26 protein-coding genes are annotated in these 23325 nt (G+C 62.0%); 11 read left to right on the top strand and 15 right to left on the bottom strand.

Annotation, left to right across the window (positions count from 1 at the left end; translation table 11 throughout):
• Positions 1 to 9: 9 nt before the first annotated feature.
• A complete protein-coding gene (locus tag BBJ66_RS01340) occupies positions 10 to 1851 on the bottom strand; it encodes a hypothetical protein (RefSeq protein WP_071084437.1) in 1842 nt (613 codons plus the stop codon).
• Between the two features lie 161 nt (positions 1852 to 2012).
• On the opposite strand from BBJ66_RS01340, the gene BBJ66_RS01335 reads away from it, so the two are divergent.
• A complete protein-coding gene (locus tag BBJ66_RS01335) occupies positions 2013 to 3020 on the top strand; it encodes a glycosyltransferase (protein ID WP_049735642.1) in 1008 nt (335 codons plus the stop codon).
• Positions 3017 to 3394 carry a GtrA family protein gene (locus BBJ66_RS01330; protein WP_049735643.1) on the top strand — a complete coding sequence of 126 codons (378 nt, stop codon included), beginning with the start codon at positions 3017 to 3019 and terminating at the stop codon, positions 3392 to 3394. Before BBJ66_RS01335 ends, BBJ66_RS01330 begins: the two co-directional genes overlap by 4 nt.
• 15 nt (positions 3395 to 3409) lie before the next feature.
• On the opposite strand, the gene BBJ66_RS01325 is transcribed toward BBJ66_RS01330, so the two are convergent.
• Complete coding sequence (locus BBJ66_RS01325) at positions 3410 to 4396, bottom strand: Gfo/Idh/MocA family protein (protein WP_071084435.1); 987 nt, start codon at positions 4394 to 4396, stop codon at positions 3410 to 3412.
• A 235-nt stretch (positions 4397 to 4631) separates the two neighbouring features.
• On the opposite strand from BBJ66_RS01325, the gene BBJ66_RS01320 reads away from it, so the two are divergent.
• Positions 4632 to 5579, top strand: a complete 948-nt coding sequence (locus BBJ66_RS01320) for an aldo/keto reductase (RefSeq protein ID WP_071084433.1) — start codon at positions 4632 to 4634, stop codon at positions 5577 to 5579.
• A 13-nt stretch (positions 5580 to 5592) separates the two neighbouring features.
• On the top strand, positions 5593 to 6036 hold the full coding sequence (locus BBJ66_RS01315) for a GNAT family N-acetyltransferase (RefSeq protein WP_071084950.1): 444 nt from the start codon (positions 5593 to 5595) through the stop codon (positions 6034 to 6036).
• Here BBJ66_RS01315 and BBJ66_RS01310 read toward each other — a convergent pair.
• On the bottom strand, positions 6026 to 6643 hold the full coding sequence (locus tag BBJ66_RS01310) for a hypothetical protein (RefSeq protein ID WP_071084952.1): 618 nt from the start codon (positions 6641 to 6643) through the stop codon (positions 6026 to 6028). The two genes, BBJ66_RS01315 and BBJ66_RS01310, sit on opposite strands and share 11 nt — an antisense overlap.
• A gap of 149 nt (positions 6644 to 6792) precedes the next feature.
• Here BBJ66_RS01310 and BBJ66_RS01305 point away from each other — a divergent pair, with 149 nt between their 5' ends.
• Complete coding sequence (locus BBJ66_RS01305) at positions 6793 to 7290, top strand: YciE/YciF ferroxidase family protein (protein WP_071084431.1); 498 nt, start codon at positions 6793 to 6795, stop codon at positions 7288 to 7290.
• Positions 7291 to 7338: 48 nt separating this feature from the next.
• On the opposite strand, the gene BBJ66_RS01300 is transcribed toward BBJ66_RS01305, so the two are convergent.
• Positions 7339 to 8226, bottom strand: a complete 888-nt coding sequence (locus tag BBJ66_RS01300) for a LysR family transcriptional regulator (protein WP_071084429.1) — start codon at positions 8224 to 8226, stop codon at positions 7339 to 7341.
• A gap of 175 nt (positions 8227 to 8401) precedes the next feature.
• Here BBJ66_RS01300 and BBJ66_RS01295 point away from each other — a divergent pair, with 175 nt between their 5' ends.
• Together BBJ66_RS01295 and BBJ66_RS01290 are read left to right on the top strand one after the other, a co-directional pair.
• Positions 8402 to 9397 carry an aldo/keto reductase gene (locus BBJ66_RS01295; RefSeq protein WP_071084427.1) on the top strand — a complete coding sequence of 332 codons (996 nt, stop codon included), beginning with the start codon at positions 8402 to 8404 and terminating at the stop codon, positions 9395 to 9397.
• 91 nt (positions 9398 to 9488) lie between these two features.
• A complete protein-coding gene (locus tag BBJ66_RS01290; RefSeq protein ID WP_049735649.1) occupies positions 9489 to 9848 on the top strand; it encodes a nuclear transport factor 2 family protein in 360 nt (119 codons plus the stop codon).
• 54 nt (positions 9849 to 9902) lie between these two features.
• Here the strand turns inward: BBJ66_RS01290 and pheT are convergent, their stop codons facing one another.
• The 5 genes from pheT to infC all read right to left on the bottom strand — a co-directional run bounded on the left by pheT (position 9903) and on the right by infC (position 15180).
• Positions 9903 to 12326 carry a phenylalanine--tRNA ligase subunit beta gene (gene pheT, locus BBJ66_RS01285; protein WP_071084425.1) on the bottom strand — a complete coding sequence of 808 codons (2424 nt, stop codon included), beginning with the start codon at positions 12324 to 12326 and terminating at the stop codon, positions 9903 to 9905.
• Positions 12327 to 12342: 16 nt separating this feature from the next.
• Positions 12343 to 13425: a phenylalanine--tRNA ligase subunit alpha gene (gene pheS / locus BBJ66_RS01280; RefSeq protein ID WP_071084423.1), complete on the bottom strand. Its 1083-nt coding sequence runs from the start codon at positions 13423 to 13425 to the stop codon at positions 12343 to 12345.
• Between the two features lie 247 nt (positions 13426 to 13672).
• A complete protein-coding gene (rplT, locus tag BBJ66_RS01275; protein ID WP_071084421.1) occupies positions 13673 to 14077 on the bottom strand; it encodes a 50S ribosomal protein L20 in 405 nt (134 codons plus the stop codon).
• Positions 14078 to 14115: 38 nt separating this feature from the next.
• Positions 14116 to 14319, bottom strand: coding sequence for a 50S ribosomal protein L35 (gene rpmI / locus BBJ66_RS01270; RefSeq protein ID WP_003570998.1), 204 nt, complete (start codon positions 14317 to 14319; stop codon positions 14116 to 14118).
• A 324-nt stretch (positions 14320 to 14643) separates the two neighbouring features.
• Positions 14644 to 15180 carry a translation initiation factor IF-3 gene (infC, locus tag BBJ66_RS01265; protein WP_012559640.1) on the bottom strand — a complete coding sequence of 179 codons (537 nt, stop codon included), beginning with the start codon at positions 15178 to 15180 and terminating at the stop codon, positions 14644 to 14646.
• Positions 15181 to 15358: 178 nt separating this feature from the next.
• On the opposite strand from infC, the gene BBJ66_RS01260 reads away from it, so the two are divergent.
• Both BBJ66_RS01260 and BBJ66_RS01255 read left to right on the top strand, forming a co-directional pair.
• The gene (locus BBJ66_RS01260; RefSeq protein ID WP_071084420.1) at positions 15359 to 16198 is read left to right on the top strand and encodes an alpha/beta hydrolase; all 840 of its coding nucleotides are present in this window, start codon (positions 15359 to 15361) and stop codon (positions 16196 to 16198) included.
• Positions 16199 to 16362: 164 nt separating this feature from the next.
• On the top strand, positions 16363 to 16962 hold the full coding sequence (locus tag BBJ66_RS01255; protein WP_064835900.1) for a transglutaminase-like cysteine peptidase: 600 nt from the start codon (positions 16363 to 16365) through the stop codon (positions 16960 to 16962).
• Between the two features lie 229 nt (positions 16963 to 17191).
• On the opposite strand, the gene mbfA is transcribed toward BBJ66_RS01255, so the two are convergent.
• A complete protein-coding gene (gene mbfA, locus BBJ66_RS01250; protein ID WP_071084418.1) occupies positions 17192 to 18175 on the bottom strand; it encodes an iron exporter MbfA in 984 nt (327 codons plus the stop codon).
• A 183-nt stretch (positions 18176 to 18358) separates the two neighbouring features.
• Here mbfA and BBJ66_RS01245 point away from each other — a divergent pair, with 183 nt between their 5' ends.
• Positions 18359 to 18826 carry a group III truncated hemoglobin gene (locus tag BBJ66_RS01245; protein ID WP_071084416.1) on the top strand — a complete coding sequence of 156 codons (468 nt, stop codon included), beginning with the start codon at positions 18359 to 18361 and terminating at the stop codon, positions 18824 to 18826.
• 4 nt (positions 18827 to 18830) lie between these two features.
• Here BBJ66_RS01245 and BBJ66_RS01240 read toward each other — a convergent pair whose 3' ends face one another.
• From BBJ66_RS01240 to BBJ66_RS01230, 3 genes are all read right to left on the bottom strand, one after another.
• Positions 18831 to 19724, bottom strand: coding sequence for an EamA family transporter (locus BBJ66_RS01240; RefSeq protein WP_071084414.1), 894 nt, complete (start codon positions 19722 to 19724; stop codon positions 18831 to 18833).
• A 90-nt stretch (positions 19725 to 19814) separates the two neighbouring features.
• Positions 19815 to 20366 (bottom strand): recombination regulator RecX, encoded by a 552-nt coding sequence (gene recX, locus BBJ66_RS01235; protein WP_071084412.1) that lies wholly within the window; start codon positions 20364 to 20366, stop codon positions 19815 to 19817.
• A 9-nt stretch (positions 20367 to 20375) separates the two neighbouring features.
• Entirely contained in the window at positions 20376 to 21401 is a 1026-nt protein-coding gene (locus BBJ66_RS01230) for a histone deacetylase family protein (protein WP_071084411.1), read from the bottom strand.
• Between the two features lie 136 nt (positions 21402 to 21537).
• Here BBJ66_RS01230 and BBJ66_RS01225 point away from each other — a divergent pair, with 136 nt between their 5' ends.
• Positions 21538 to 22149 carry an HAD family hydrolase gene (locus BBJ66_RS01225; RefSeq protein ID WP_071084409.1) on the top strand — a complete coding sequence of 204 codons (612 nt, stop codon included), beginning with the start codon at positions 21538 to 21540 and terminating at the stop codon, positions 22147 to 22149.
• 30 nt (positions 22150 to 22179) lie between these two features.
• Here BBJ66_RS01225 and BBJ66_RS01220 read toward each other — a convergent pair whose 3' ends face one another.
• Together BBJ66_RS01220 and BBJ66_RS01215 are read right to left on the bottom strand one after the other, a co-directional pair.
• Complete coding sequence (locus tag BBJ66_RS01220; protein ID WP_071084407.1) at positions 22180 to 22698, bottom strand: GNAT family N-acetyltransferase; 519 nt, start codon at positions 22696 to 22698, stop codon at positions 22180 to 22182.
• A 23-nt stretch (positions 22699 to 22721) separates the two neighbouring features.
• A complete protein-coding gene (locus BBJ66_RS01215) occupies positions 22722 to 23291 on the bottom strand; it encodes a helix-turn-helix domain-containing protein (protein WP_071084405.1) in 570 nt (189 codons plus the stop codon).
• Between the last annotated feature and the right edge of the window lie 34 nt (positions 23292 to 23325).

Genomic DNA, 23325 nt, shown 5'->3' with positions numbered 1-23325 from the left:
CTGCCGGCGTCAATTCGCCGCCGGCCGATAGCGAAAGAACTGAACGCCCACCCCTGCCGCCTTCGGAAGCGGCTCCAGATAGGGCGGAATATTGCCTTTGCCGAGTTCCGCGTAGAGCCCATCCGGTTTCAGCTTGGCGATCTCCCGGGTCTGCAGGTCGGCGGGGCAGAAGCCAAGCACCGTCACATCAGCCCCCTTCAGGAAGGCTTCCGCCTCCTGCGGCTCCGCCAGACCGATATGCAGTTCCGTCAGCATGCCGCCCTGATTGCGGTGATAGGGCGCGGAAAGAACCCGGTTCTGCGTGAAACGGAGGATCGGCACGCCCATTTCCGAGGGTGCGGAGACCAGTCCGGCCGGAAGCCCGGCGAGCGGCGCCAGCGCCGCTTTCGATGTGCAGGAAAGCAGCTTTTCTGTCGCCAGCTTCTGCGCGCCATTCTCCAACTGCAGCGAGGCAAGTCCGCCGCCGAGTGCCCAGGCGGCCGGAACGCTGGCCAGCACCGTGACGATATAGACGAAGGCGGCGGCAACGTTCTCGCTGTCGCTGTTGGAGATCCGCCTGATATCGATGATCAGCAAGGCAAGCGGCAGAATGGAGAGCAGGTTCGAGAAAGTGCTGCCGCGCACCTGGACCAGCGCGATCGCAAAGCTGGAGGCGAGCAGGAAGAGCAGAACCAGATGGATCTGCATGCGGTCGCGCCGAACGATGCGGAAGATGCAGACCGTGATGCCGAACAGACCGGCCGCATAGAAACCACCGATCGCGAAGGGATCGGTGCGAGCGAGAGCGAAGGCCGACTGCGCTTCCGACACATTCCTCAGCCAGAGCTCGACCAGCATCGGATCGAGACCGGCGAGCGGGTCGCTCAGGCATTGCGGCGCAATCACCATCGCCGAACCGAAAACGCCGGCGCCGACGAGGCCAAGTGCGGCAAAGCGCAATGGCCGGCGCAGGCGGCTCGCAAAAACCGCCGAAAACAGCAGCAGCCCGCCGCCGATCGCCGCCAGGCTGTAATAACCGAGCGAGAGATTGTCGCAGGTGACCGTCGAATAGAGCCGGGGCGGCACCGTTGCGACAAAGAGGATGCTGATCGCAATCGCCAGCGCCAGGCCGAAGGCCTTCGCGGCGGCGGCGAATTTCTCCCCTTCCCAGGCCCAGAGCACAGCGATGGTCAGACAGACGGCGGCGACGAAAGGCGTCGTCTCGGCGCCGATGGCAATGGCGATGGCCGCCGCGATACCGGCAACCGCATAACTCCAGCCGCGCCGCTTTGGATCCAGCAGCATCGCCACCATCGTCGCAACCAGCGCCAACTGCGCATTGTGATGATCGATGGCTCCAGGCGCGAAACGGTTGCCGGTGTAGATCGCAAGACCGGTCATGCCGAGACAGATATGCATGCCGGCAATACCGCCGATACGCCGGCCGGCAACGGCCATGGCGAGCATGGCGGGCAGGACGAGCGAAACCGGCCAGACGGCAAGCGCCAGCGCCTCGGCCGTCTCGCGGGGCGCAAACAGGCCGAAGAACCAGATCAGCGAAGCGATCGGCAGATCGATCAGCCGCGACCAATGCATCAGCGTGCCGCCACCGAGGCCGAGGCGATATTGCATCAGATCGAACCATCCCTGTCCGGCGAGAAAATCGCGAACCTCGATGAGACGCATTCCGTCGTCATTGTCGGGACCGACATAATCGGTGGCGGTAAAAAGCTTGGCGACGAGGAGGATGGTGGCGAGAACGACGCTATAGGCGATGACGGTTGGCCACAGGCGCATCATCAGCCCGCCCAGCCCGCCCCTTTGGGCGGTGGTCACGGATGCGGCATTGGCGATCGGCTGCACGGCATTCATCGTGGTTAGCGCTTCGTTTCCAGATGGCCGAAGCTTAGCCGTCGCCGATCAAGAAAGTGTAAAGCCGTTCGCGGCGGCTGCCGATTTTGCCTGCGTCATAGGGTCTTATTAACGGCGGGTGATTTAGGCTGCGTGCGGCTTTCAGTGTAACGAGTAGAGTCATGGCCCGATCGCGTACCGATAATCCGAATATTGCCGTCCTGCTTCCCTGCTATAACGAGGCAGCGACAATCGGCCCTGTGGTGCGGGGTTTCCGCGCGACGCTGCCGGATGCGGCGATCCACGTCTACGACAATAATTCCACCGACGGCACTGCGCTGCAGGCGATGCTTGCCGGCGCGCATGTCGTGCGCGAGCGGCGGCAAGGCAAGGGCCACGTCGTGCGCCGCATGTTCGCCGACATCGACGCCGACATCTACATCATCGCCGACGGCGACGGCACTTACGCGCCTGAGGATGCCGAAGAGTTGGTGCGCACACTGCTGACCGAGCGGGCCGACATGGTGGTGGGAACCCGACGCGGCGTTCATGCCGATGCCGGCCGTCAGGGCCACGCGCTCGGCAACCGGCTTTTCAACCTGCTCTACCGGACGATCTTCGGCCCCGACTTCACCGACATCTTTTCCGGCTACCGCGCTTTCTCGCGCCGCTTCGTCAAGAGCTTCCCGGCGGTATCGGGCGGCTTCGAGATCGAAACCGAAATGTCCGTGCACGCCTCGCGGCTGAAACTGCCGGTCAGCGAGCTGGAACTCGATTACGGCCGCCGGCCGGAAGGCTCGCATTCCAAGCTTTCGACCTTCCGCGATGGCGGCAGGATCCTCTGGATGTTCGCGATGCTGATGAAGGAGACGCGGCCCTTCGCCTTCTTCAGCACGATCAGCGCCAGCTTCATGCTGGCGAGCCTCGGCTTCATGGCGCCGGTGCTGGCGGAATATTTCCAGACGGGCCTCGTCAGCCGCATGCCGACCTGGGTGCTGTCGATGGCGCTGATGATGATCTCCTTCATGCTGTTTACCGCCGGCGTCATCCTGGATTCGGTAGCCCGTGCCCGCGCCGAACAGCTTCGCATCCATTATATGAACCTGGAGACGCCAAGTGCGGTCAAGGCACCGCTCAGCCAGACAGCGCCGGTATCGCGCACGCGTCCCGGCAAGGCGGATGCGGCGTGAGAAAGCTCATCCGCTTTACCATCGCCGGCGGAATCGGCTTCCTCGTCGATGCCGGCATGCTGTCGGCGCTGCTGCATCTGACGTCGCTTGGGCCGTTTCTGGCACGGCTGGTGGCGATCGCTTGCGCAATGGCAGTGACCTGGGTTTTCAACCGGCGCTACACTTTCGATCGCTCCGGCCGGACGCTCGCCGCCGAAGGCTTCCGGTACGGCTCGATCGGGGTGACGGCAGCGCTCGTCAATTATGGGCTTTATTCCACGCTTCTGCTGTCGCTGCCGGCACTTCAGCCGCTGGCAGCGATGGTGATCGCCAGCATCGCCTCGATGGTGTTCAGCTTCTTCGGCTATTCGCGCTTCGTCTTCCGCGCCGAATAATTCTCGAAATATGCGCTAGACGGCTTCCCAGCCGTCCTTCTCGCTGGCCCGGTAGATCGCGTCGATCACCTTCTGGTTCAATTTCGAATTTTCCAGCGTGACGAGCTCTTCCTTGTTGTCCTTCACCGCCCGGGCGAAGGCTTCGACCTCACGCTTGTACTGGCGGCTGTCCTGGAAGCGGAAGATGCGCGATTCATTGTGGCTGCGGTCGGCAAGCTCGATCTCCTCAGGCCCCCAGCGATTGGCGTTGAATGGCGACTTCACCTCGATGTAACCGTCGGTGCCGTGGAAGACCATGACCTGGCGGTTGGCCATCTGCGTCGAGATATAGAAGCTCAGCTCGAAGTCGCCGAAATCGGCTTTGACGCTCGAATAGATATCCGTGCCGAATTCGGGATCGCGCTCGGTGACCGCCTGGATCCGCAGCGGTTCCTTGCCGGTGGAAAACCGCGTGCCCATGACGGGATAGACGCCGATATCGGGAAGGCCGCCGCCGCCAAGCTCGGGAACGTTGCGCATGTTGGCGGGATCGCGGTTGAAATAGGTGAAGGCGCCCTGCACATGCCGGAGCGAACCGATCGCACCCTCGTCGATCAGCGCGCGCACCTTCTGCCACACCGGGGAATAGGTGATCATGTAGGCTTCGGTGACCACCACGCGGTTGCGGTCGCGGGCGGCGATCACTTCGTCGATATCGCCTGCCTTCAGCGCCAGGGGCTTCTCGCAGAGCACGTGCTTGCCGGCATCGGCTGCTTTGATCGACCATTCGATATGCTGCGAGGTCGGCAGCGGGATGTAGACCGCGTCGATGAGATCGGAGGCCAGCATCTCCTCATAGGAGCCGAAGGCATGCGGCACGGAGAAACGGTCGGCCATCTCCCTGGCACGTGTAAGATCACGGCTGGCAATCGCCGTGACGACGCAATTTTCCGCGTCCTGGATTGCGGGAACGACATTGTCGCGGCCGATCTTCGCCGTTGAAATGATACCGAAGCGCAGCATATCCAAACCTCCCAAACAGATTTCCGCGAACCATATTCAGGCCTCAGCTGCGGCGCAATGGCGCGGGCTGAAATCACGGAAGTTTGCCTTCCCGGATGCCCGCAATGCGCTAAGTTCTTCCAGATCGTCGGAGCATGATGTCGTCCGAAACCGCTTATCCTTTTTGGCATCATGCTGCGGGACGGCGTTCTGCCGTATCCGCGATTTCAATCATTGCAGAATTTTGGAGAGCGTCATGGAAATGCGCCGGCTTGGAAAAACAGGTCTTTCGGTCGCGCCGATCGTCATCGGCGGCAATGTCTTCGGCTGGACGGCCGACGAGAAAACATCCTTCGCCATTCTCGACGCCTTCTTCGATGCGGGGCTGAACACGATCGACACGGCCGATGTCTATTGCGCCTGGGTTCCGGGCAATAAGGGCGGCGATTCCGAGGAGATCATCGGGCGCTGGCTGAAACAGGCAAGCGTCTCCCGCGACAGGGCCGTGATCGTCACCAAGGTCGGCTCGGATATGGGACAGGGAAAGACGCTGAAGGAGAGCTATATTCTGAAAGCAGTCGAGGATTCGTTGCGGCGGCTGCAGACGGATTATATCGACCTCTATCTCTCGCATTGGCCGGACGCCGATACGCCGCACGAGGAAACGCTCGGCGCTTTTGCCAAGCTGAAGCAGCAGGGCAAGATCCGCGCCATCGGCTGCTCGAATTATGATGCGGCGCTGCTGCAGGCTTCCTTCGACGCTGCCGAAAAGGCCGGTCTGCCGCGTTACGATGTGGTACAGCCGGAATATAACCTCTATGAGCGCGCAAGCTTCGAGGGGCCGCTCGCCGAGCTTTGCATCAAGGAAGATATCGGCGTCATCACCTATTTCAGCCTCGCCGCCGGCTTCCTCACCGGCAAGTACCGCAGCAAGGCGGATACGCAAGGCCGCGCCCGCGAGGGCCGCGTCTTGCAATATCTCGATGACAAAGGCCTGCGCATTCTTGCCGCACTCGACAGGGTATCCGCTGAAACCGGCGCCAAGCCCGCGGAAATTTCGCTCGCCTGGCTTTTGCGCAAGAAGGGCGTGACAGCGCCGATCGCCAGCGCCACCAGTCTTTCGCAGCTTGAAAGCCTGGCGAAATCGGCGACACTTCAGCTTTCCGATGACGCGATGGCGCTGCTCGATGAAGCCGGCCGCTGAAAGAGAAGAGACGATGACCGTGACGATCCGCGATGCCCGCCTGGAAGACGAAACGCGCTGGCGCGAGCTCTGGGCTGATTATCTCGCCTTTTACGAGGTTACGGTCGATGCCGATATCACCGACCAGACATGGCGCCGGGTTTTCGATCCGGCGTCGGCGATCGCCATGCGCGTCGCCGAGGTCGACGGCAGGATCATGGGCTTTGCGCTCTATCTCACCCATGAGGGCAGCTGGATCCGCGGCAGGGATTGCTATCTCGAAGATCTGTTCGTCGATCCCGAGGCACGCGGCCAAGGCGTCGGGCGGGCACTGATGGACGATCTCGTCGCCACCTGCAAAGCCAGGGGCTGGTCGCGGCTCTATTGGCATACGAGCGAGCAGAACAAGACGGCCCGGGCGCTCTATGACAGCTATGTCGAGAGCGACGGCCATATCCGCTATCGCATCAGCTTCTGAGGGCAGGAAAACCTTCGTACCATTCGGAATGTTTTCCCTCCCAATTCGCCATGCCCGGCTTGGTGAGGATGCCGCGCGGGCTGACGTAACTCTGGATCACCCGTTTCGGCCGCTCGTGCCACTGGATATTGAAGGCCCAGAGCTTTGGGAAGAAGCAGAGCGAAGCATAAGGCAGATGATCGTGGATCCACCAGGCGAGACGCTGCCAGTCGCTTTCGTCGCTGTAGCGGTCGATCATCCATGGCACGGCAATGCTGACAGCCGCACCCATGCAGCCGTCGAAGTCCCGCATGTCCCAGATGTGATGGGCTGCGGTGGCGGCATTGGTCGAGCAGTTCAGATTGTTGTCGTTGCCGAACCTGTTGACCGCAGGCGAGCGATAGCCGGAGCGGATGTGCAGGCGCCCGAAGGTCGCTTCCAGCGGCTCCAGCAATTCCTGGCAAAGCCTTCTGCCTGCCTCGATCGCCAGATCGGGATCCTCGGGAATATTGGGAATGCGGTAGAAATCGGCGATCTCAGAGTGCAGGAAATCGCGGAGAAAGAAGTTCTGCGACAGCCGCACACGGCCAAGATCCTCCAGCCCCTTCATCGAACCCGGCTTGCGCATGACGTTTCCTTCCTCCCGCATCGACGGCAGAATCATCGCCCGGAGCAGATTTCCAGTCCACCCGAAATCGGTCGGGAACAATTTGCGCAATCCTTGCTTCTTAGTGTGTCGCCGCATTCGCGGCCTTTCCCAGAACAAGGATCGAGAAAATGGCCAAGGAAAAGACGTTGGAAGATCTCTTCTACGACACGCTGAAGGACATCTATTTTGCCGAACGGCAGATTTTGCGCGCCCTGCCGAAGATGGCGCGGGCCGCCCAGTCCTCCGAACTGAAGGCAGGGTTCCAGAAGCACCTGGAGCAGACCGAAGGCCAAGTCGAGCGGCTGCAGCAGGTTTTCGAGAAGATCGGCAAACGCGCCCAGGGCAAAACCTGCGAGGCGATCCAGGGCATTATCGCCGAGGGCGAAGAAATCATGGAGGAATTCAAGGGCACGCCGGCGCTGGATGCCGGGCTGATTTCTGCGGCCCAGGCCGTCGAACATTATGAAATCGCCCGTTACGGCACGCTGAAGACCTGGGCCGCGACGCTCGGCCTCAAGGATGTCGTCAGCCTGCTCGACCAGACGCTGCAGGAGGAAACGGCGACAGACAAGACCCTCTCGCAGCTCGCCACCACGGCGGCGAACCGGAAGGCAAAGGCTGCTTGATCCCGTGAAGAGAACGGGCGGCGGGTCTTACCGGCCGCCCGGATCTTCCTAAACATATTTGAAGAAATCGATGAAGGCCCGCAGTGCCGGGCGCATCTGCCGCCGGCTGGGATAATAGAGAAACGGCCCGGAATAGGGCGCGCACCAGTCTTCCAGCACCCGCACCAGCTTGCCGCTCGCCAGTTCGTCATCCACCCGCATATCGAAGAGATAGGCAAGGCCGGCACCGTTCAGCGCCGCAAGCAGCGCCAGCCGATCCTCGCTGACAACAAGCGGCCCCTCGACTGCGACGACCAATTCCTGCCCGTCCTTTTCGAATTCCCAGCGATAGATGGAGCCGTTGGTAAAGCGCCGCTTGATGCAGCGGTGATGGACGAGATCGCGCGGGTGTTCAGGCTTCGGATAGCGCTCGAAATATTCGGGCGAGGCGGCGATGACGGTCCTCAGATCGGGCGAGACCTTGACCGCGATCATATCGGCTTCCAGGCTCTCCTCGAGCCGTATGCCGGCATCGAAACCCTCCTTGACGATATCGGTGAAACCGTCCTCATTGGCGATCTCCAGGGTGATATCGGGATAGAGGTTGAGAAAATCGCCGAGGCGCGGGGCGAGCAGGAGATCGGAGGCGAAGCGCGGCGCAGTGATGCGCAGATTGCCGGCGGGCCTGGCGCGCGTATCGCGGACCGCCTCCAGGGCAATATCGATCTCCTCCAACGCCGGACGCAGCCTGTCGAGAAGCAGGCGCCCCTCCTCCGTCGGCGCGACGCTGCGGGTGGTGCGCGCCAGAAGCCGGACACCCAGGCTTTCCTCCAGGCTCGATATGGCATGACTGATCGCTGATGGCGCGACGAGGAGTTCCTTGGCTGCGGCGCGGAAGCTGCGATGCTCGGAAACGGCGGCGAGAACGGCGAGTTGCGAGAGCTGTGTTCTGTTCATTGATCGAAATGATAGAACAAGCCGTTATAAATTGCATATATTTTCTGACCGATGCGGCACCGATATGGTCTGCCCGTACCGCAACGACCTCTTTGAGAGCATGAGGTTGTCCGAAAACCGCTCACGCTTTTCGGCATCGTGCTCCAGCCGTCCCAGCTTAGAAAAGGAGCGCATCATGAAAACCCGGAAACTCGGAAACGATCTGACCGTCTCGGCCGTCGGCCTCGGCTGCATGGGCATGAGCTTTGCCTATGGCGCCAGCGACGAGGCGGAATCGGTGAGGACGCTCAATCGCGCCGTCGATCTCGGCGTCACCTTTTTCGACACCGCCGAAGTCTATGGCCCCTTTACCAACGAGACCCTTCTCGGAAAGGCGCTGAAACCATTCCGCGATCGGGTGGTGATCGCCACCAAATTCGGTTTCAAGATCGATACCAGCCAGGCGGGCACCGCCGCCATCACCGGCGTCAACAGCCGCCCCGAGCATATTCGGGACGTTGCCGAAGCCTCGTTGAAACGGCTTGGGATCGAGACCATCGATCTGTTTTACCAGCACCGCGTCGATCCCGATGTGCCGATCGAAGAGACGGTCGGCGTCATGGCCGAGCTGGTGAGGGAAGGCAAGGTCCGTGCGCTCGGCCTCTCGGAAGCCGGCAGCGCCACCATCCGCCGCGCCCATGCGGTGCATCCGATCGCCGCACTGCAGAGCGAATATTCGCTCTGGACACGCGATCCCGAGGCGGATGTGCTTGCCACATGCCGCGAGCTCGGCATCGGGTTCGTGCCCTACAGCCCGCTTGGCCGCGGTTTCCTGACGGGGGCGATCCGCAAGGTCGACGATCTCGCCGCCGACGATTTCCGCCGCCAGGTTCCGCGTTTCCAGGCGGAGAATTTCGACGCCAACGCCGCCCTCGTCGCAACGCTCGAACAGCTTGCCGCCGAGAAGGGCGTGACGGCCGCGCAGCTGGCGCTCGCCTGGGTGCTGAGTCAGGGTGATGATATCGTGCCGATCCCCGGCGCCCGCAAGCTTCACCATCTCGAGCAGAACGCCGCCGCCGCCGATATCGTGCTCAGCGTGGCCGAACTCGAGCAGCTCGACGAGGCGATCCCGGCCGCGCAGGTGGCGGGAAAACGCTATTCGGACGCCTCGCTTGCAATGACGAACCTGTAAGCGACAAAAGCCCGGCCTGATACAACCGGCCGGGCTTGCCTTCGCGGCCGGCGAAACTATCTAAAGCCATCTCGGAAAACGGGATGAAAACATGTCGGACAGGCAGGCAGTCGAACAGACGGTTCATCTCTATGTCGAAGGCATGGCCTTCGCCAATGAGGCAGCCTTGAAAAAGGCCTTTCACCCGAAAAGCTCGATCATCGGCTATTACCAGAATGCCGTCGAATGGCTGACGCGGGACGAATTCATCGCCGCCATCCTGGCGGAGGAGCCGGCCCCGCCCGGCACGCAGCCCTTCATGGATATCCAGAACGTCGATGTCGAGGGCGATGCGGCGAGCGTCAAGGTCACCGACGATTTCGCCGGAATGCGTTTCACCGACTATCTCTCACTGCTGAAGATAGACGGCCGCTGGACGATCGTCAGCAAACTCTACCATCTTCACACGTGAAAAGACCGGCCGCCTTGGCAGCCGGTCCGTTGTTTTTGGTGAAGGCCGACGGGATCAGCTTCTGAGAACGCCGCCGGTGAATTTTGTCACGCTGGCGACGATCTTCTGCGTCAGCGCCTCGAAGTCCTCATCCGTCAGCGTGCGCTCGGCCGGCTGGATCTGTACCTCGATCGCCACCGACTTCTTGCCCTCGCCGACGGAAGCGCCTTCGAAGATGTCGAAGACATTGACGCCGGTGACCAGCTTGCGGTCGGCGCTTGTCGCAGCCTTGATGATGGCGCCCGCTTCCACGGTCTTGTCGACGACGAAGGCGAAGTCGCGCTTGACCGCCTGGAAAGGCGAAAGATCGAGCGCCGGCTTGGTGCGGGTCGCCTTCTTCTTCGGCTCGGCCATGGCATCGAGATAGACCTCGAAACCGCAGAGCGCGCCGGAGACATCGAGCGCCTCCAGCGTCAGCGGATGGAACTCACCGAAATAGCCGAGTATGACCTTCGGCCCCATCTTGATCGTGCCGGAGCGGCCGGGATGATACCATTCCGGCCCGCCCTGCTCGATCTGGATATTGCCCATCGGCAGCCCGCAGGCTTCGATGACGGCGAGCGCATCGGCCTTGGCGTCGAAGACATCGACCGGCTTGCCGCCGCCCTTGGCGGCGTTCGCCCAGGCGCGGCCGGCGCCGGCAAGCGAGGCCGTGCCGCGGCGGATGCCGCCGGCAACGCGGCGCTGACCGTCCGGCCTGTCGTTCTCATAGGTGCCGGAGACTTCGAAGAGAGCGACGTCGGCGTAACCCTTGTCGGCATTGCGCTGGGCTGCGGTCAGCAGGCCCGGCAGCAGCGAGGGGCGCATATCCGACATTTCGGCGGCGATCGGATTGGCAAGCTTGAGGGCTGGCGAACCACCGCCGAAGAGCTTGGCCTGATCTTCCGGAATGAAGGACCAGGTGACGGCTTCGAGCATGCCGCGCGAAGCCAGCGCCCGCTTGGCGAGGCGGGTGCGGATCTGCAGCGTCGTCAGGATCTTGCCGTTGACAACAGCATGGCTTTCGAGCGGCGCCGGCTTGATATTGTCGACGCCGTGGATGCGCATGACCTCCTCGACGAGATCCGCCTTGCCGTCGACATCGGGACGCCAGGAAGGAACGGCGACGGAGACACGCTCGCCGGAGCCGGAGACCGTGAAGCCGAGGCGGGTCAGGATGACGTTGCTTTCCTCATCCGAGACGTCGAGCCCTGTCAGGCGCTTGACCTCGGAATAGGGGAAATCAACGATCTTCGGCTCGTAGCCCTTGTAGCCGACGACCTCGGCTCTGGCGGCCGTGCCGCCGCAGAGTTCCAGCACCAGTTCCGTCGTGCGTTCGAGACCGGGAACCATATAGTCCGGATCGACGCCGCGCTCGAAGCGGTAGCGGGCATCGGTGATGATGCCGAGGCTGCGGCCCGATTTGGCGATGTTCATCGGATCCCAGAGGGCCGATTCGATCAGCACGTCGACGGTGTTCTCGTCGCAGCCGGAATGTTCGCCGCCCATGATGCCGCCGATCGATTCGATGCCGTCCTCATCGGAGATGACGACATTGTTCGGACCGAGCTTATATTCACGCTGATCGAGCGCCAGCACGGTCTCGCCTTCGGCGGCGCGGCGGACGGTGAGGTTGCCCTTGATCTTGGCGGCATCGAAGACGTGGATCGGCCGGCCCTGGTCGAAGGTCATGTAATTGGTGACATCGACCAGCGCGTTGATCGGGCGCAGGCCGATGGCGATCAGCCGCTGCTGCATCCAGCGCGGGCTCGGGCCGTTTTTGACGCCGCGCACTAGCCGCAGCGCAAAACCCGGGCAGAGCTTGGCATCGTCGAGATCGAGCGTCAGCTTCACCGGCGTCCCGCCTTCGACGGCGAAGGACGGCGCCGGCCGGGTCTTCAGTGTGCCGAGGCCGGAAGCGGCGAGATCGCGGGCAATGCCGTGGATCGAGGTGCAGTCCGGCCGGTTCGGCGTCAGGTTGATTTCGATGACCGGGTCGTCGAGATGAGCGTAGGCCGCGTAACTCGTGCCGACAGGCGCATCTTCGGGCAGATCGATGATGCCGTCGTGGCTGTCGGAGATCTGCAGTTCCTTTTCGGAGCACATCATGCCACGGCTTTCGACGCCGCGGATATTGCCGACGGCAAGCGTCACATCGATGCCGGGAACATAGGTTCCGGGTGCCGCGAAGGCGCCGACAAGGCCGGCGCGCGCATTCGGCGCGCCGCAGACGACCTGGACCGGCGCGCCGGCGCCGGTGTCGACCATCAGCACCTTCAGGCGGTCGGCCTGCGGATGTTTTTCCGCCGAGACAACTTTGGCGATGACGAAGGGCTTGAACGCCGCCTTGTCGTCGACATCCTCGACCTCCAGACCGATCTCGGTGAGGCGCGTGCAGATTTCATCGAGGCCGGCATCCGTTTCCAGATGCTCTTTCAGCCAGGAGAGCGTGAATTTCATCGTCCCAATTCTCCGTTCAAGCGCTGAGGCCGCCGAACAGCGTCGGCATGTCGAGCGGGCGGAAGCCGTAATGCGTCATCCAGCGGACGTCGGCGTTGAAGAAGTCTCGCAGGTCGGGCATGCCGTATTTCAGCATGGCGATGCGGTCGAGGCCCATGCCCCAGGCAAAACCCTGATATTCATCCGGATCGAGGCCGCCGTAGCGCAGCACGTTCGGGTGGACCATGCCGCAGCCGAGGATCTCCATCCAGTCCGTGCCTTCGCCGAACTTGACGATCGGGCCGGAGCGGTCGCACTGGATATCGACCTCGAAGGAGGGTTCGGTGAAGGGGAAGAAGGACGGGCGGAAACGCATCGTCACGCTGTCGACCTCGAAGAAGGTCTTGCAGAACTCCTCGAGCACCCAGCGGATATTGGCGACATTGGCCTTCTTGTCGATGACCAGGCCTTCGACCTGGTGGAACATCGGCGAATGCGTGGCGTCCGAGTCCTGGCGGTAGGTCTTGCCGGGAATGATGATGCGGATCGGCGGCTTCTGCGCTTCCATGGTGCGCACCTGCACCGGCGAGGTATGGGTGCGCAGCACCTTGCGCTCGCCATTCTCATCCGGGTTAAAGAAGAAGGTGTCGTGCATCTCGCGGGCCGGGTGGCCTTCGGGGAAATTCAGCGCGGTGAAATTGTAGTAATCAGTCTCGATGTCGGGACCCTCGGCGATCGAGAAGCCCATATCGGCGAAGATCGCGGTGATCTCGTCGACGATCTGGCTGATCGGATGGATGCGGCCACGCTCGGCGGGCGACGAGCGTACCGGCAGGCTGACGTCGACGGTTTCAGCCTTCAGCCGCGCATTGATTGCCTCTTGGCGGAGCGTCGCCTTGCGGGCGGCGAGCGCCTCGGTCACGGCATTCTTCAGAACGTTGATTGCAGCGCCCCTGGTCTGGCGTTCTTCCGGCGTCATCGCGCCGAGCGTCTTCAACAGTTCGGAGACGGAGCCTTTCTTGCCGAGGGCGGAAACGCGTACGGCTTCCAGGGCCGCCTCGTCGTTGGCGGCGGCGATTTCGGCGAGCAGCGATGCGTTGAGCTGGTCGATATCTGACATTGTCACTTCTTTCCGTCCAGTATCAGGCGGGCGATCGGGAGGCAGGAGGCGCCGGCCGGCGCAAGGAATATAAAGAAAGAAAAACCCGCGCTAGCCCAAACCAGCGCGGGTTTCCCAAAATCATAAATTCAAAGCTTGGGAAGCGCTGGTAACGCATGTCCCGAGCGGGCGCCGCCCGCTCGAAAGGTAGATGCGTCACTTTAAGCAGTTGAGCCAGCTTATGCGCGTTCTTACGAACGCGCGCGGCTCAACGGACCGCGCCTTCAAACTCGTTGGCCGTACCGGCTTCCTTGAGATACTCAAGAGCCTTCTTGGCAGCATTGACGAGCGCGCCGAATGCTTCCGGCTCGTGGATCGCCATGTCGGAGAGAACCTTGCGGTCGACTTCGATGCCGGCCTTGTTCAGGCCGTCGATGAAGCGGCCGTAGGTCAGGCCGAATTCGCGGACAGCGGCGTTGATGCGCTGGATCCAGAGCGCACGGAAGTTGCGCTTGTTGACCTTGCGGTCGCGGTAAGCGTACTGCTTCGAACGATCGACCGCAGCCTTTGCGGTGCGGATGGTGTTCTTGCGGCGGCCGTAAAAGCCCTTGGCGGCCTTCAGAACCTTCTTATGCTTGGCGTGGGCGGTGACGCCTCTTTTTACACGTGCCATATCATGATCTCCTTAAATCTAGCGTTCGCGGACGAGTCTCAGAGACCGTTCGGCAGGTAATTCTTGATAACCTTGCGGCCATCCGGTTCTGCGAGAACCATGGTGCCACGTGCATCGCGAATGAACTTGTTGGTACGCTTGATCATGCCATGGCGTTTGCCGGCAGCGGCAGCCTTGACCTTGCCGGTTGCGGTGATCTTGAACCGCTTCTTGGCAGAGGACTTCGTCTTCATCTTGGGCATTTTGCTACTCCTTCTGTCCTCCCTGCGCGCTTCATCAAAAAGCCCTTCTCGCGAAGTCCGGTTCTCCGGCCGTCGCAACAAGGTGCGGGAGCGTTTGTTGTTGATCTGCGGCTTCAGTGACGAACCGTTCCGCAAGCATTCGAAACTGCCACGGCATGCCCTGCCGGTCAGTTCGGACGCGCGCTTATAACCGCAGCGTCCTGAAAGTGCAACGGGGCCACGGAGGAATCTTCGCACCCTTCAAATACAGGGCCGAAAGTCCCGGGGCCGGAAGCACAAAAGCCGCCCTTGCGGACGGCCTTGGGGCGAAAAAGTGCCTGGCGCTTACTTCGGCGCCAGCACCATCATCATCTGGCGGCCTTCGAGCTTGGGCTCGGCTTCGACCTTGGCGAACTCGGTCGTATCGGCCTTGACCTGCTGCAGCAGCTTCATGCCGAGCTCCTGGTGGGCCATTTCACGGCCGCGGAACTTCAGCGTCACCTTGACCTTGTCGCCTTCGTCGAAGAAGCGACCCATCGCCTTCATCTTCACCTCATAATCATGGGTGTCGATATTGGGGCGCATCTTGATTTCTTTGACTTCGACGATCTTCTGCTTCTTGCGCGCCTCGGCAGCCTTCTTCTGGTTGGCATATTTCAGCTTGCCCAGATCGAGGATCTTGCACACAGGCGGTTCGACATTCGGGGAAATTTCGACGAGATCGAGGCCGGCTTCCTCAGCCATTCTCAAGGCCTGGTCGGTAGGCACGACGCCCATATTCTCGCCGTCAGCCCCGATCAGCTGAACTTTGGGAATGCGGATTTCACGGTTCGAGCGCGGTCCGTCCTTCACGGGCGCGTCGGTTTTAAAAGGTCTGCGAATGGTCGTATTCTCCTCGCGTTGTTTCGGAATGTTGCAGCCTCGCGCTCCCATATCGGGGTGCACAAACGTGTCGCGTCATCGCTGCAACGGAGTCAATATCATCCTTTAGCGGAAAAATCACCCGCTGTCAGCCTGCCAAGAATCTGTTTTATAGGCCAAAATAACAGGAGTTTCGCCGATGTCCGATCAGATGCTGAATGCCCAGCCGCAGTTCCTGACGGTCGGCGAAGGTGAGGCGGCGCGTGATATCGCTATCATCGTCCGCCCGGCGCAAACCGGCAGCGACGCACCAACACTCGTCTGGTTATCCGGCTATCGCTCCGATATGAGCGGCACCAAGGCCGTGGAACTCGACGGCCTGGCGGCGGAGCTTGGGCTCGCCTGCATCCGCCTCGACTATTCAGGCCACGGGCTCTCGGGCGGCAGCTTCCGCGAAGGCACGATCTCGCGCTGGCTGGAGGAGTCGCTGGCCGTCATCCGCCATGTCGCCCCCGACCGGGTGATCCTGGTCGGCTCCTCGATGGGCGGCTGGATCGCGCTCAGGCTGGCGCAGGAACTCCAACGGCGGGACGGCCCGAAGCTCGAAGGCCCAAAACTCGAAGGAATGGTGCTGATTGCGCCGGCCCCCGATTTCACCTCCGAGCTGATCGAGCCGAACCTCAAGGCGAAGGAGCGCAAGTCGCTTGCCGAGCGCGGCTATTTCGAAGAACGGTCGCAATATAGCCCCGAGCCGAACATCTATACCAGAGCGCTGATCGAGGACGGCCGCGACAACCGGGTGCTCGACGGCATCATCGAAACGGGCTGCCCGGTGCATATCCTCCAGGGCATGAAAGACGCCGACGTGCCGCATGCGCATGCGATGAAACTTATGGAGCATCTTCCCGCCGACGACGTGGTGCTGACCTTCGTCCGCGACGGCGATCACCGCCTTTCCCGCCCAGGCGATATCGCGCTTCTGCTTGCCGCCGTCAAAGGCATCATCCGTTCATCGACAAACAGGCAGATGCCCGTTTGAACGGCACCGGCCAAAAAAATCCCCCGACGCAAGTGCCCAACCCGTTGCATTTTAACCATGTCGGCGAGTCGTAAGGCGCTCCCAAGAAGTAACGATTGACTCTTCTCGGCCCTCTCCATTAACACTTTGTTAATAAATAAGGGGCGATGCGAGGAAGAGCGGGCGTGCGGATGAAGGGTATTTTTGTGGCCATGATGGCCATGTTTGCGATGGCGACGGCCGCCATACCGGCCCCCAGCAGAAATGCTTCCATGGTAACGGGCAATGCCACATCCCAGCCGATCGGCCACTATGATTTCTGTCAGATCCACCGCAGCGAATGCGGGGCAAACCGCAATTCCGGTCCGGTCGAGATGACGCCGGCAAAGTGGTCGCTGGTGCGTTCGGTCAACGCCACCGTCAACCGCACGATCACGCCAATGACCGACAAGGAAATCTACGGCAAGGATGAGGTCTGGGCCTATCCGACCACTGCCGGCGACTGCGAGGATTTCGCTCTCCTGAAGCGCCGCATGCTGATCCAGCGCGGCTTTTCGGCCGCCGATCTGCTGATGACCGTCGTGCGCAAGCCGGATGGTGAAGGCCATGCTGTGCTGACGCTGCGCAGCGCCGAGGGCGACTTCGTGCTCGACAACCTCGCCGCAGAGGTCAAGCCGTGGTTTGCGACGCCTTATTCCTTCGTCAAGCGCCAGTCGAGCTACAATGCCGGCCGCTGGGTCACCATCGAAAACGGCCGCGACGTTCTGGTCGGCGCGCTACGGTAAGGATTTCCGGGGGATGTGGGGAAAAAGGCCGGCGAAAGCCGGCCTTTTTCTTTTGAGAGGTGCTGCGGAGGCGCTCCGGCCCTCACAAGGGGCTGATCGCTGTGCTGCACCCTCGCATGAGTAAGGTATTGGTTTGCCGTACCGTTTCCCGGCCCTTCGCATGGTTCCGGGCGTTCGCTGCTGCAATCGATTCACTGGATCGATTGCTCGGGCTGCGCCCGACCGCGCCTCACCCATTGCCGATCAAAATCCCCGCGCCGAGCACCAGGCCGCCGCCGAGGACCACCTGGAAGGCGGCGCGCAGGAAAGGGGTTTCCATGTAACGGTTCTGGATGAAGGCGATTGCCCAGAGTTCGAAGAAGACGATGATCGCGGCGGTGATCGTCGCGGTCCAGAAGTGCGGGATCAGATAAGGCAGCGCGTGGCCGAGACCGCCGAGCGCCGTCATGATGCCGCAGGCAAGGCCGCGTTTGACCGGCGAGCCCCTGCCGGAGATCTTGCCGTCGTCGTGGGCGGCCTCGGTGAAGCCCATCGAGATGCCGGCGCCGACGGAGGCCGAAAGGCCGACAAGGAAAGTCTGCCACGTATCCTGGGTGGCGAAGGCGGCGGCGAAGATCGGCGCCAGCGTCGAGACCGAGCCATCCATCAGCCCGGCAAGACCCGGCTGCACATAGGTCAGCACGAATTGCCGATGCACCGTCTCGTTCTCGTCATGCTTGACATCTTCGGGCGTATGTTTGTCGCCCAGCATGCGGGCGATATCCTCATGCCCCTGTTCGGCAAGGGCGAGATCGCCGAGAAGCTCGCGCGTCGAGGCATCCGAGGTGCGTTTTGCCGCCTCGAGATAGAAACGATAGGCCTGCTCCTCCATCGCCTCGGTTTCCCGGCGCATCGCATCCAGGGTAAGATTTGCCCTGAGCCAGTCGGGCTTGCGCTCGTAGAAGCCCTCGACATGTTCACGCCGGATCAGCGGAATGCGCTCGCCGAAACGCTGGCGATGGATTTCGAACAGCGACTTGCGATGGGTGTCCTCGACCTCGGCCATATCTTCGAAGACTTTGGCCGAGGCCGGAAATTCACTTCGCAATCTGTCGGCATAGGCGAGATAGATGCGGGCATCGTCTTCCTCGGAGGCGATCGCCAGCGCCAGAATCTCCTGCTCGGACAGCGATTCGAAAGATCGTTTCGAGGATCTGAAAAACCGCGCCAGCATGACTCTCTCCAAATTTAGAATTATTCTAAATCTAAAGAAGGAGGCAGTGGCGGTCAAGGGCGTGAGAAGTGATTGAAGCGCCTGGGCTGACAGATTGCCGCAAGCGGGCACCGCTGACTTTGGCTCGCTGTGTTAAACACCTATATGAGTGAGCGCCGCATCACGCGGCGCCGGGGTTTTGCAATGGACAATGAGATTCAGGGGCGCCCTGCCCATATCGCGGCGATCCGCGAAAGGGCGGAGGCCGAGATGCGGGAAATGGGCGTCGACGAGGCCTTTATCGGCAGGCTGGTCGAGACCTTTTACACCAGAGTGCTTGCGGATCCCGATCTCGGCCAGGTGTTCGACGCCAGGCTCTCCGGCCGCTGGCCGGCGCATATGACGAAGATGAAGAGCTTCTGGTCGGCGGTCGCCTTCCGCAGCGGCGCCTATGGTGGCAAGCCGGTGCAGGCGCATACCGGTGTGCAGAACCTGACGCCCGATCTCTTTCCGAAGTGGCTGTCGCTGTTTGCCGCAACACTCGACGATATCGCGCCAACGCCGGAGGCAAAGGCCTGGTTCATGGCGACGGCCGAGCGGATCGCCAAAAGCCTGACGCTCTCGCTGTTCTACAATCCCGCCCTCGACGACCCGACGAGGAAGACGGGCTGATCCCTTACTGCTTGGCGGCAAAGGTGGCGCCGGCGCTTGCGGCGACGACCAGAGCCGTTCCGGCCATCTGCAGAAGGGTCATTGGCTGCGTCAGAATGGCAAAGCCCGCAAGAGCCGCAATGGCCGGCTCGAGGCTCATCAGGATGCCGAAGGAAGTTGTCGGCATGCGCCGCAGGGCAATCAGCTCCAGCGTGTAGGGCAGCAGCGGCACGAGAATGGCAAGGCCTGCCATTTCGATCAGGCCGTAGCTATCGAGCGCCGGCACGGCACCTGCGAAGCCGAAAGGTGTCGCCACGACAGCAGCAACCATCAGCGACATGGAAAGCCCTTCCAGCCCCTTGAAGCTTGCGCCGATCTTCTTGGTGAGCACGATATAGATCGCCCAGCCGGTTCCGGCGCCGCAGGCGAAGAGAATGCCCGGTATATTCCCAACCCAGCCTTCACCATCATGAGCAAGAGCCAGAACGCCGAGCGCGGCAATGAGCGGCCAGACCAGACGCCGGCCAAGCCCGTAGCCGATGGTCGCGACCGAAAGCGGACCGAGAAAATCGATCGCCACGGCGAGACCGAGCGGAATGCGCTCGATCGCCGCGAAGAAACTCATGGTCATCAGCGCCGTGGTCGTGCCGAGAACCAGAGCGCTTGTCCATTGCTCCCTGGAATAGCTGAATATGCGCGGACGGACGGCGACGGCCAGGATGAGGGCGGCAAAGGCAAGGCGCAGCCAGCTGGCGCCGGCAGGTCCATAGGTGGCGATGGCGGAGGAGGAAAGTGCGGCGCCGAACTGGATCGAGGACATGGACAGCAGGCACATCAGCCCGCCGGCCGCCAAGCCGCCGGATGTTGCAGGTCCTTCGATTGCCAGCACGCCGGCACTGTCGTTGGTTCTGTTTTCCATGTCCGCCTCCGATTGCGGGCTCTTCATACGAAGGTCATTTGCAACCGACAAATTCAAACTTCTGATCCAGGCAGCAAAAGGCCTGATGCATCAGAGGCGGCCTGCGAGGATCATCTCTTCAGCCTCTTCGAAGCTCATGTCGAAGACCTTCTTGCCGATCTCGAAGCTGAAGCCATTGCGGGCGAAGGCGGAGAGTTCCTTGGCCTTCCGCTTGTCGTCAAGCTCGACCCGGCGGAACGGGCCGAAGGCGCGCTTGCGGGCGAATATCGCCGCGGCATAGAGATCATCCGCCGCCTCGAGTGCCGCCTCGACCTTGTCGCCGGAGACGCCCTTCGCTGTCAGCTTCTGGGCGATCGCGCGCTTCGATTTGCCGCCGCGCACGGCAGAGCGCGTGCTGATCTCGGCATAGGCGCCGTCATCGAGCACCTTGTTGTCATAGGCAAATTTGACGGCGAAATCGGCAACGGCCTTGAGCTGGCCCGCGCTGATATCCTCGAACTTCTCCTTGGCCTTGCGGATGATGGCGTCAAAGAGCTGCTTTTCCGTCATCATCCGCCGCTCCAGGCGATAGATGGCGGAGTTGCGCGCCCAACTCAGCATGCGGGGTGTCGGGATATCGGACGGAACGGTCTCGTCGGTCATACCAAGCAATCAGGCCTCCAGACCTTTGAGCACGTTGGCAACGTTGGGGCCGATTTCCGGCACGCCGTAGCCGCCCTCCATGCAGACGAGCACCGGCAGGCCGGCAGAAGCGATCATCGCTCCCATGCGGGTGAAATCGTCGGAGGTGAGGCTGAAGAAGGAGATCGGATCGCGCTCGAAAGTATCAACGCCGAGCGCCACGACGATCGCCTCGGCGCCGAAGGCCTTGATACGGGCAAGCGCATCGGCAAGGGCCGAAGACCAGATCTCCCAGGGCGTGCCCGGCGGCATCGGATAGTTGCGGTTGGCGCCGGCGCCCGTCCCCTCGCCTTCCTCGTCGGCATGGCCGAGGAAATAGGGAAAGGCCTGCATGGGATCGCCGTGCAGCGAGGCGGTGAAGACATCGCCTCTGTGATAGAAGAGATCCTGGGTGCCGTTGCCATGGTGGAAATCAACATCGAGCACGGCGACCTTTTTCGCACCGCCATCGAGCAGCCGCTGCGCCGCCACACCCGAATTGTTGATGAAGCAGTAGCCGCCGAAGAGGTCGATGCCGGCATGGTGGCCGGGCGGGCGGCAGAGCGCGAAGGCGAAACGATTGCCCTCTCCCAGCCAGTCGGCGCCCGTCACCGCGCAGCGCATCGAGGCGATCGCCGCCTCATAGGAGCCTTTGGTGATCGAGGTATCGGCGGCATTGGCATAATGGCCGATCGCGCCGACGATATTGTCGGGCACGCGCTGGCTGGTGCGGCGCACCGGGAAGGAATTGGCGATCGCCTCCCCTTCGAACCCGGCCGCCACCCAGCGATCCCAGACCGTGGCGAGAAAATCGAGATAGGCCGGATCATGCACCTTTTCAGCCGTTTCAAGCCCGTGCGCATCGGGCGCCACGACATCGGCAAAGCCCGCCTCCTTCACCGCCGCCAGGATCCATTCCGCCCGGAACGGCGCCTCGAAAGGCGTCACCAGATGGCCGGCATAGAGTTCGGTCCTGGCATCGCGCAGCTTGTGGTCTTCGGAATAAATGACGCGCATTTCAGATCCTGCCCTTGATTGAAAGTCGAGATTTACACGGGGTTGCCGCGACAAAAAAGCGGCGCGGCGATCTCTTGATCATCCAGGGCAACAACGCCATCTTCGCCGCTCTCTTGAGAACGAGGAAATTTTCCGTATGAAAGTGCTGATGGTCGATGTCGACGGCGTGCTTATTCATGGCCGGCCGGCCGACGGCCTGCCGCATTTCACTTATCTTGAACGTGATCTCGGGCTGCGCCTCGACCTGCTGCAGCAGGAATTCTTCCAGACCTGCTGGGGCAATATCATTATCGGCCGTGAGCCGTTGGCGCCCAGCCTCGCCAAAGTGCTGGAAAAGATCGCGCCGCATCTCAGCGCTAAAACGCTGATCGATTATTGGTTCGAAAACGATTCCCGCCTCGACCGCGATCTCCTGGCAGATCTCGCTGCGCTCCGGCAAAGCGGCATCACGCTGTTCCTGGCGACCAACCAGGAGCATCGGCGGGCGCGCTACCTGATGGAGCAGCTGGGTCTTAACGCGCATTTCGACGACATCCTCTATTCCGCGGCACTCGGACACAGCAAACCTTCGCCGGACTTTTTCCGGCTGGCGACCGAGCGTGCCGGCGTCCTGCCCGGCGAGATCGGCTTCATCGACGATGTGGCGGAAAATATCGAAGCTGCGCGGCAATTCGGCTGGAACGCGGCACGATGGACAGCGGGCGCCAGGCTGCGCGAGACGCTTTCCGCATTCAGCCATCCGGGATGAGTCATCTGAGATGAGCCGGGGCCGGCGCAATCAGGCGAGCCGCTTGTAGAACAGCGTGGTGTCGCAGAAGCCACCTTGAGGCCACAGCGCATAATCGGGGATGACGCCGACGCGCTGCCAGCCCAGGCGCGGATAGATCGCCTCGGCATCGCTGCCGGTTGCCGTATCGAGCACCAGCAGGGTCTTGCCGCTGTTGACCGCCTCACGTTCGGCGGCCTGCATCAGCCGCCGGGCGAGGCCACGCCCGCGGGCGGAGCGGTGCACCAGCAGCTTCTTCAGATCGCCGCGATGCGGCTGATTCGGCATCTGCGCGGCCCCCACCTGCACCGTGCCGACGATCCGACCCTCCAGTTCGGCAACCAGCAGCAAATTGCCGCCCGCCCCGACCGCATCGGCGACATCGCGCCAGTAGAGTTCGGCCTCTTCAGGCCCATAGGGCTGCATGAAGCCGACGGAGGCGCCGCCGGCAACGCAATCGGCAAGCACCTCTGAAAGAGCGGGGATGGCGGCGCGCGCCTCCTCGGCGGAAAGGGTACGAATATCGGGCATGGTCTTCTCCTGAAATGAAGCTGTTAGCGGCCGCCGCGATCGAGCACGACGCAATAGCGCGCCGGCGCGTTGCCGGGATTGTGAAAGACATGGCCTTCGCCGACCGGCATGAAGAGGCAATCGCCGGGGCGCAGCCGGTAGACCACCTCGCCCGCCGTCATCTCCAGCTCGCCGTCGAACAGCCAAATATGCTGCGTCATGCCATGGGATGCCGCGTGTGGCGGAAAGCTGACGCGGGCGCCGGAGGGGAATTCGACCTCGACGATATCGACATCGGAAGCGGTACCGGGCGCCGAGACCGCACGCCTGAGATAACCGGTCTCCGGATCGCGCCAGACCTGCTGCTCCTGCCGGCGGGCCAGCGGCGAGGCCTGCTCTCCCTCCTCCGCGAAGAAGGCCGAGAGAGACAGGCCGAGCGCAGCACAGATCCTTGCCAGCAGCGAGGCGGTGGGGCTCGCCTCCGCCCGTTCGATGCGCGAAATCATCGCCCGGCTGACGCCGGAAGCGGTGGCAAGATCGTCAAGGGTCAATCCTTTGTCCAGCCGCAGCGTGCGGATACGGATGCCGATTGCCAGTTCGAGTTCCTGTTCCATCGTCCGATCCATGATTCTACTATAAGAGAAATAC

It is taken from the genome of Rhizobium sp. RSm-3, from assembly GCF_001854685.1.
Classification (GTDB): Bacteria; Pseudomonadota; Alphaproteobacteria; order Rhizobiales; family Rhizobiaceae; genus Rhizobium; species Rhizobium ecuadorense.
This window is presented reverse-complemented; position numbering and strand designations above follow the sequence as displayed.

Excerpts from the sequence above, each read along its gene's own strand:
- BBJ66_RS01340 (WP_071084437.1), bottom strand. The coding sequence starts at position 1,851 with ATGAATGCCGTGCAGCCGATCGCCAATGCCGCATCCGTGACCACCGCC.
- rplT (WP_071084421.1), bottom strand. The coding sequence starts at position 14,077 with ATGGCACGTGTAAAAAGAGGCGTCACCGCCCACGCCAAGCATAAGAAG.
- BBJ66_RS01305 (WP_071084431.1), top strand. The coding sequence starts at position 6,793 with ATGGCCAAGGAAAAGACGTTGGAAGATCTCTTCTACGACACGCTGAAG.
- BBJ66_RS01335 (WP_049735642.1), top strand. The coding sequence starts at position 2,013 with ATGGCCCGATCGCGTACCGATAATCCGAATATTGCCGTCCTGCTTCCC.
- BBJ66_RS01320 (WP_071084433.1), top strand. The coding sequence starts at position 4,632 with ATGGAAATGCGCCGGCTTGGAAAAACAGGTCTTTCGGTCGCGCCGATC.
- rpmI (WP_003570998.1), bottom strand. The coding sequence starts at position 14,319 with ATGCCCAAGATGAAGACGAAGTCCTCTGCCAAGAAGCGGTTCAAGATC.
- mbfA (WP_071084418.1), bottom strand. The coding sequence starts at position 18,175 with ATGCTGGCGCGGTTTTTCAGATCCTCGAAACGATCTTTCGAATCGCTG.
- BBJ66_RS01220 (WP_071084407.1), bottom strand. The coding sequence starts at position 22,698 with ATGCCCGATATTCGTACCCTTTCCGCCGAGGAGGCGCGCGCCGCCATC.
- BBJ66_RS01225 (WP_071084409.1), top strand. The coding sequence starts at position 21,538 with ATGAAAGTGCTGATGGTCGATGTCGACGGCGTGCTTATTCATGGCCGG.
- BBJ66_RS01245 (WP_071084416.1), top strand. The coding sequence starts at position 18,359 with ATGGACAATGAGATTCAGGGGCGCCCTGCCCATATCGCGGCGATCCGC.
- pheT (WP_071084425.1), bottom strand. The coding sequence starts at position 12,326 with ATGAAATTCACGCTCTCCTGGCTGAAAGAGCATCTGGAAACGGATGCC.
- pheS (WP_071084423.1), bottom strand. The coding sequence starts at position 13,425 with ATGTCAGATATCGACCAGCTCAACGCATCGCTGCTCGCCGAAATCGCC.
- BBJ66_RS01310 (WP_071084952.1), bottom strand. The coding sequence starts at position 6,643 with ATGCGCAAGCCGGGTTCGATGAAGGGGCTGGAGGATCTTGGCCGTGTG.
- BBJ66_RS01295 (WP_071084427.1), top strand. The coding sequence starts at position 8,402 with ATGAAAACCCGGAAACTCGGAAACGATCTGACCGTCTCGGCCGTCGGC.
- BBJ66_RS01240 (WP_071084414.1), bottom strand. The coding sequence starts at position 19,724 with ATGGAAAACAGAACCAACGACAGTGCCGGCGTGCTGGCAATCGAAGGA.
- recX (WP_071084412.1), bottom strand. The coding sequence starts at position 20,366 with ATGACCGACGAGACCGTTCCGTCCGATATCCCGACACCCCGCATGCTG.
- BBJ66_RS01215 (WP_071084405.1), bottom strand. The coding sequence starts at position 23,291 with ATGGAACAGGAACTCGAACTGGCAATCGGCATCCGTATCCGCACGCTG.
- BBJ66_RS01300 (WP_071084429.1), bottom strand. The coding sequence starts at position 8,226 with ATGAACAGAACACAGCTCTCGCAACTCGCCGTTCTCGCCGCCGTTTCC.
- BBJ66_RS01260 (WP_071084420.1), top strand. The coding sequence starts at position 15,359 with ATGTCCGATCAGATGCTGAATGCCCAGCCGCAGTTCCTGACGGTCGGC.
- BBJ66_RS01230 (WP_071084411.1), bottom strand. The coding sequence starts at position 21,401 with ATGCGCGTCATTTATTCCGAAGACCACAAGCTGCGCGATGCCAGGACC.
- BBJ66_RS01325 (WP_071084435.1), bottom strand. The coding sequence starts at position 4,396 with ATGCTGCGCTTCGGTATCATTTCAACGGCGAAGATCGGCCGCGACAAT.
- BBJ66_RS01315 (WP_071084950.1), top strand. The coding sequence starts at position 5,593 with ATGACCGTGACGATCCGCGATGCCCGCCTGGAAGACGAAACGCGCTGG.
- BBJ66_RS01290 (WP_049735649.1), top strand. The coding sequence starts at position 9,489 with ATGTCGGACAGGCAGGCAGTCGAACAGACGGTTCATCTCTATGTCGAA.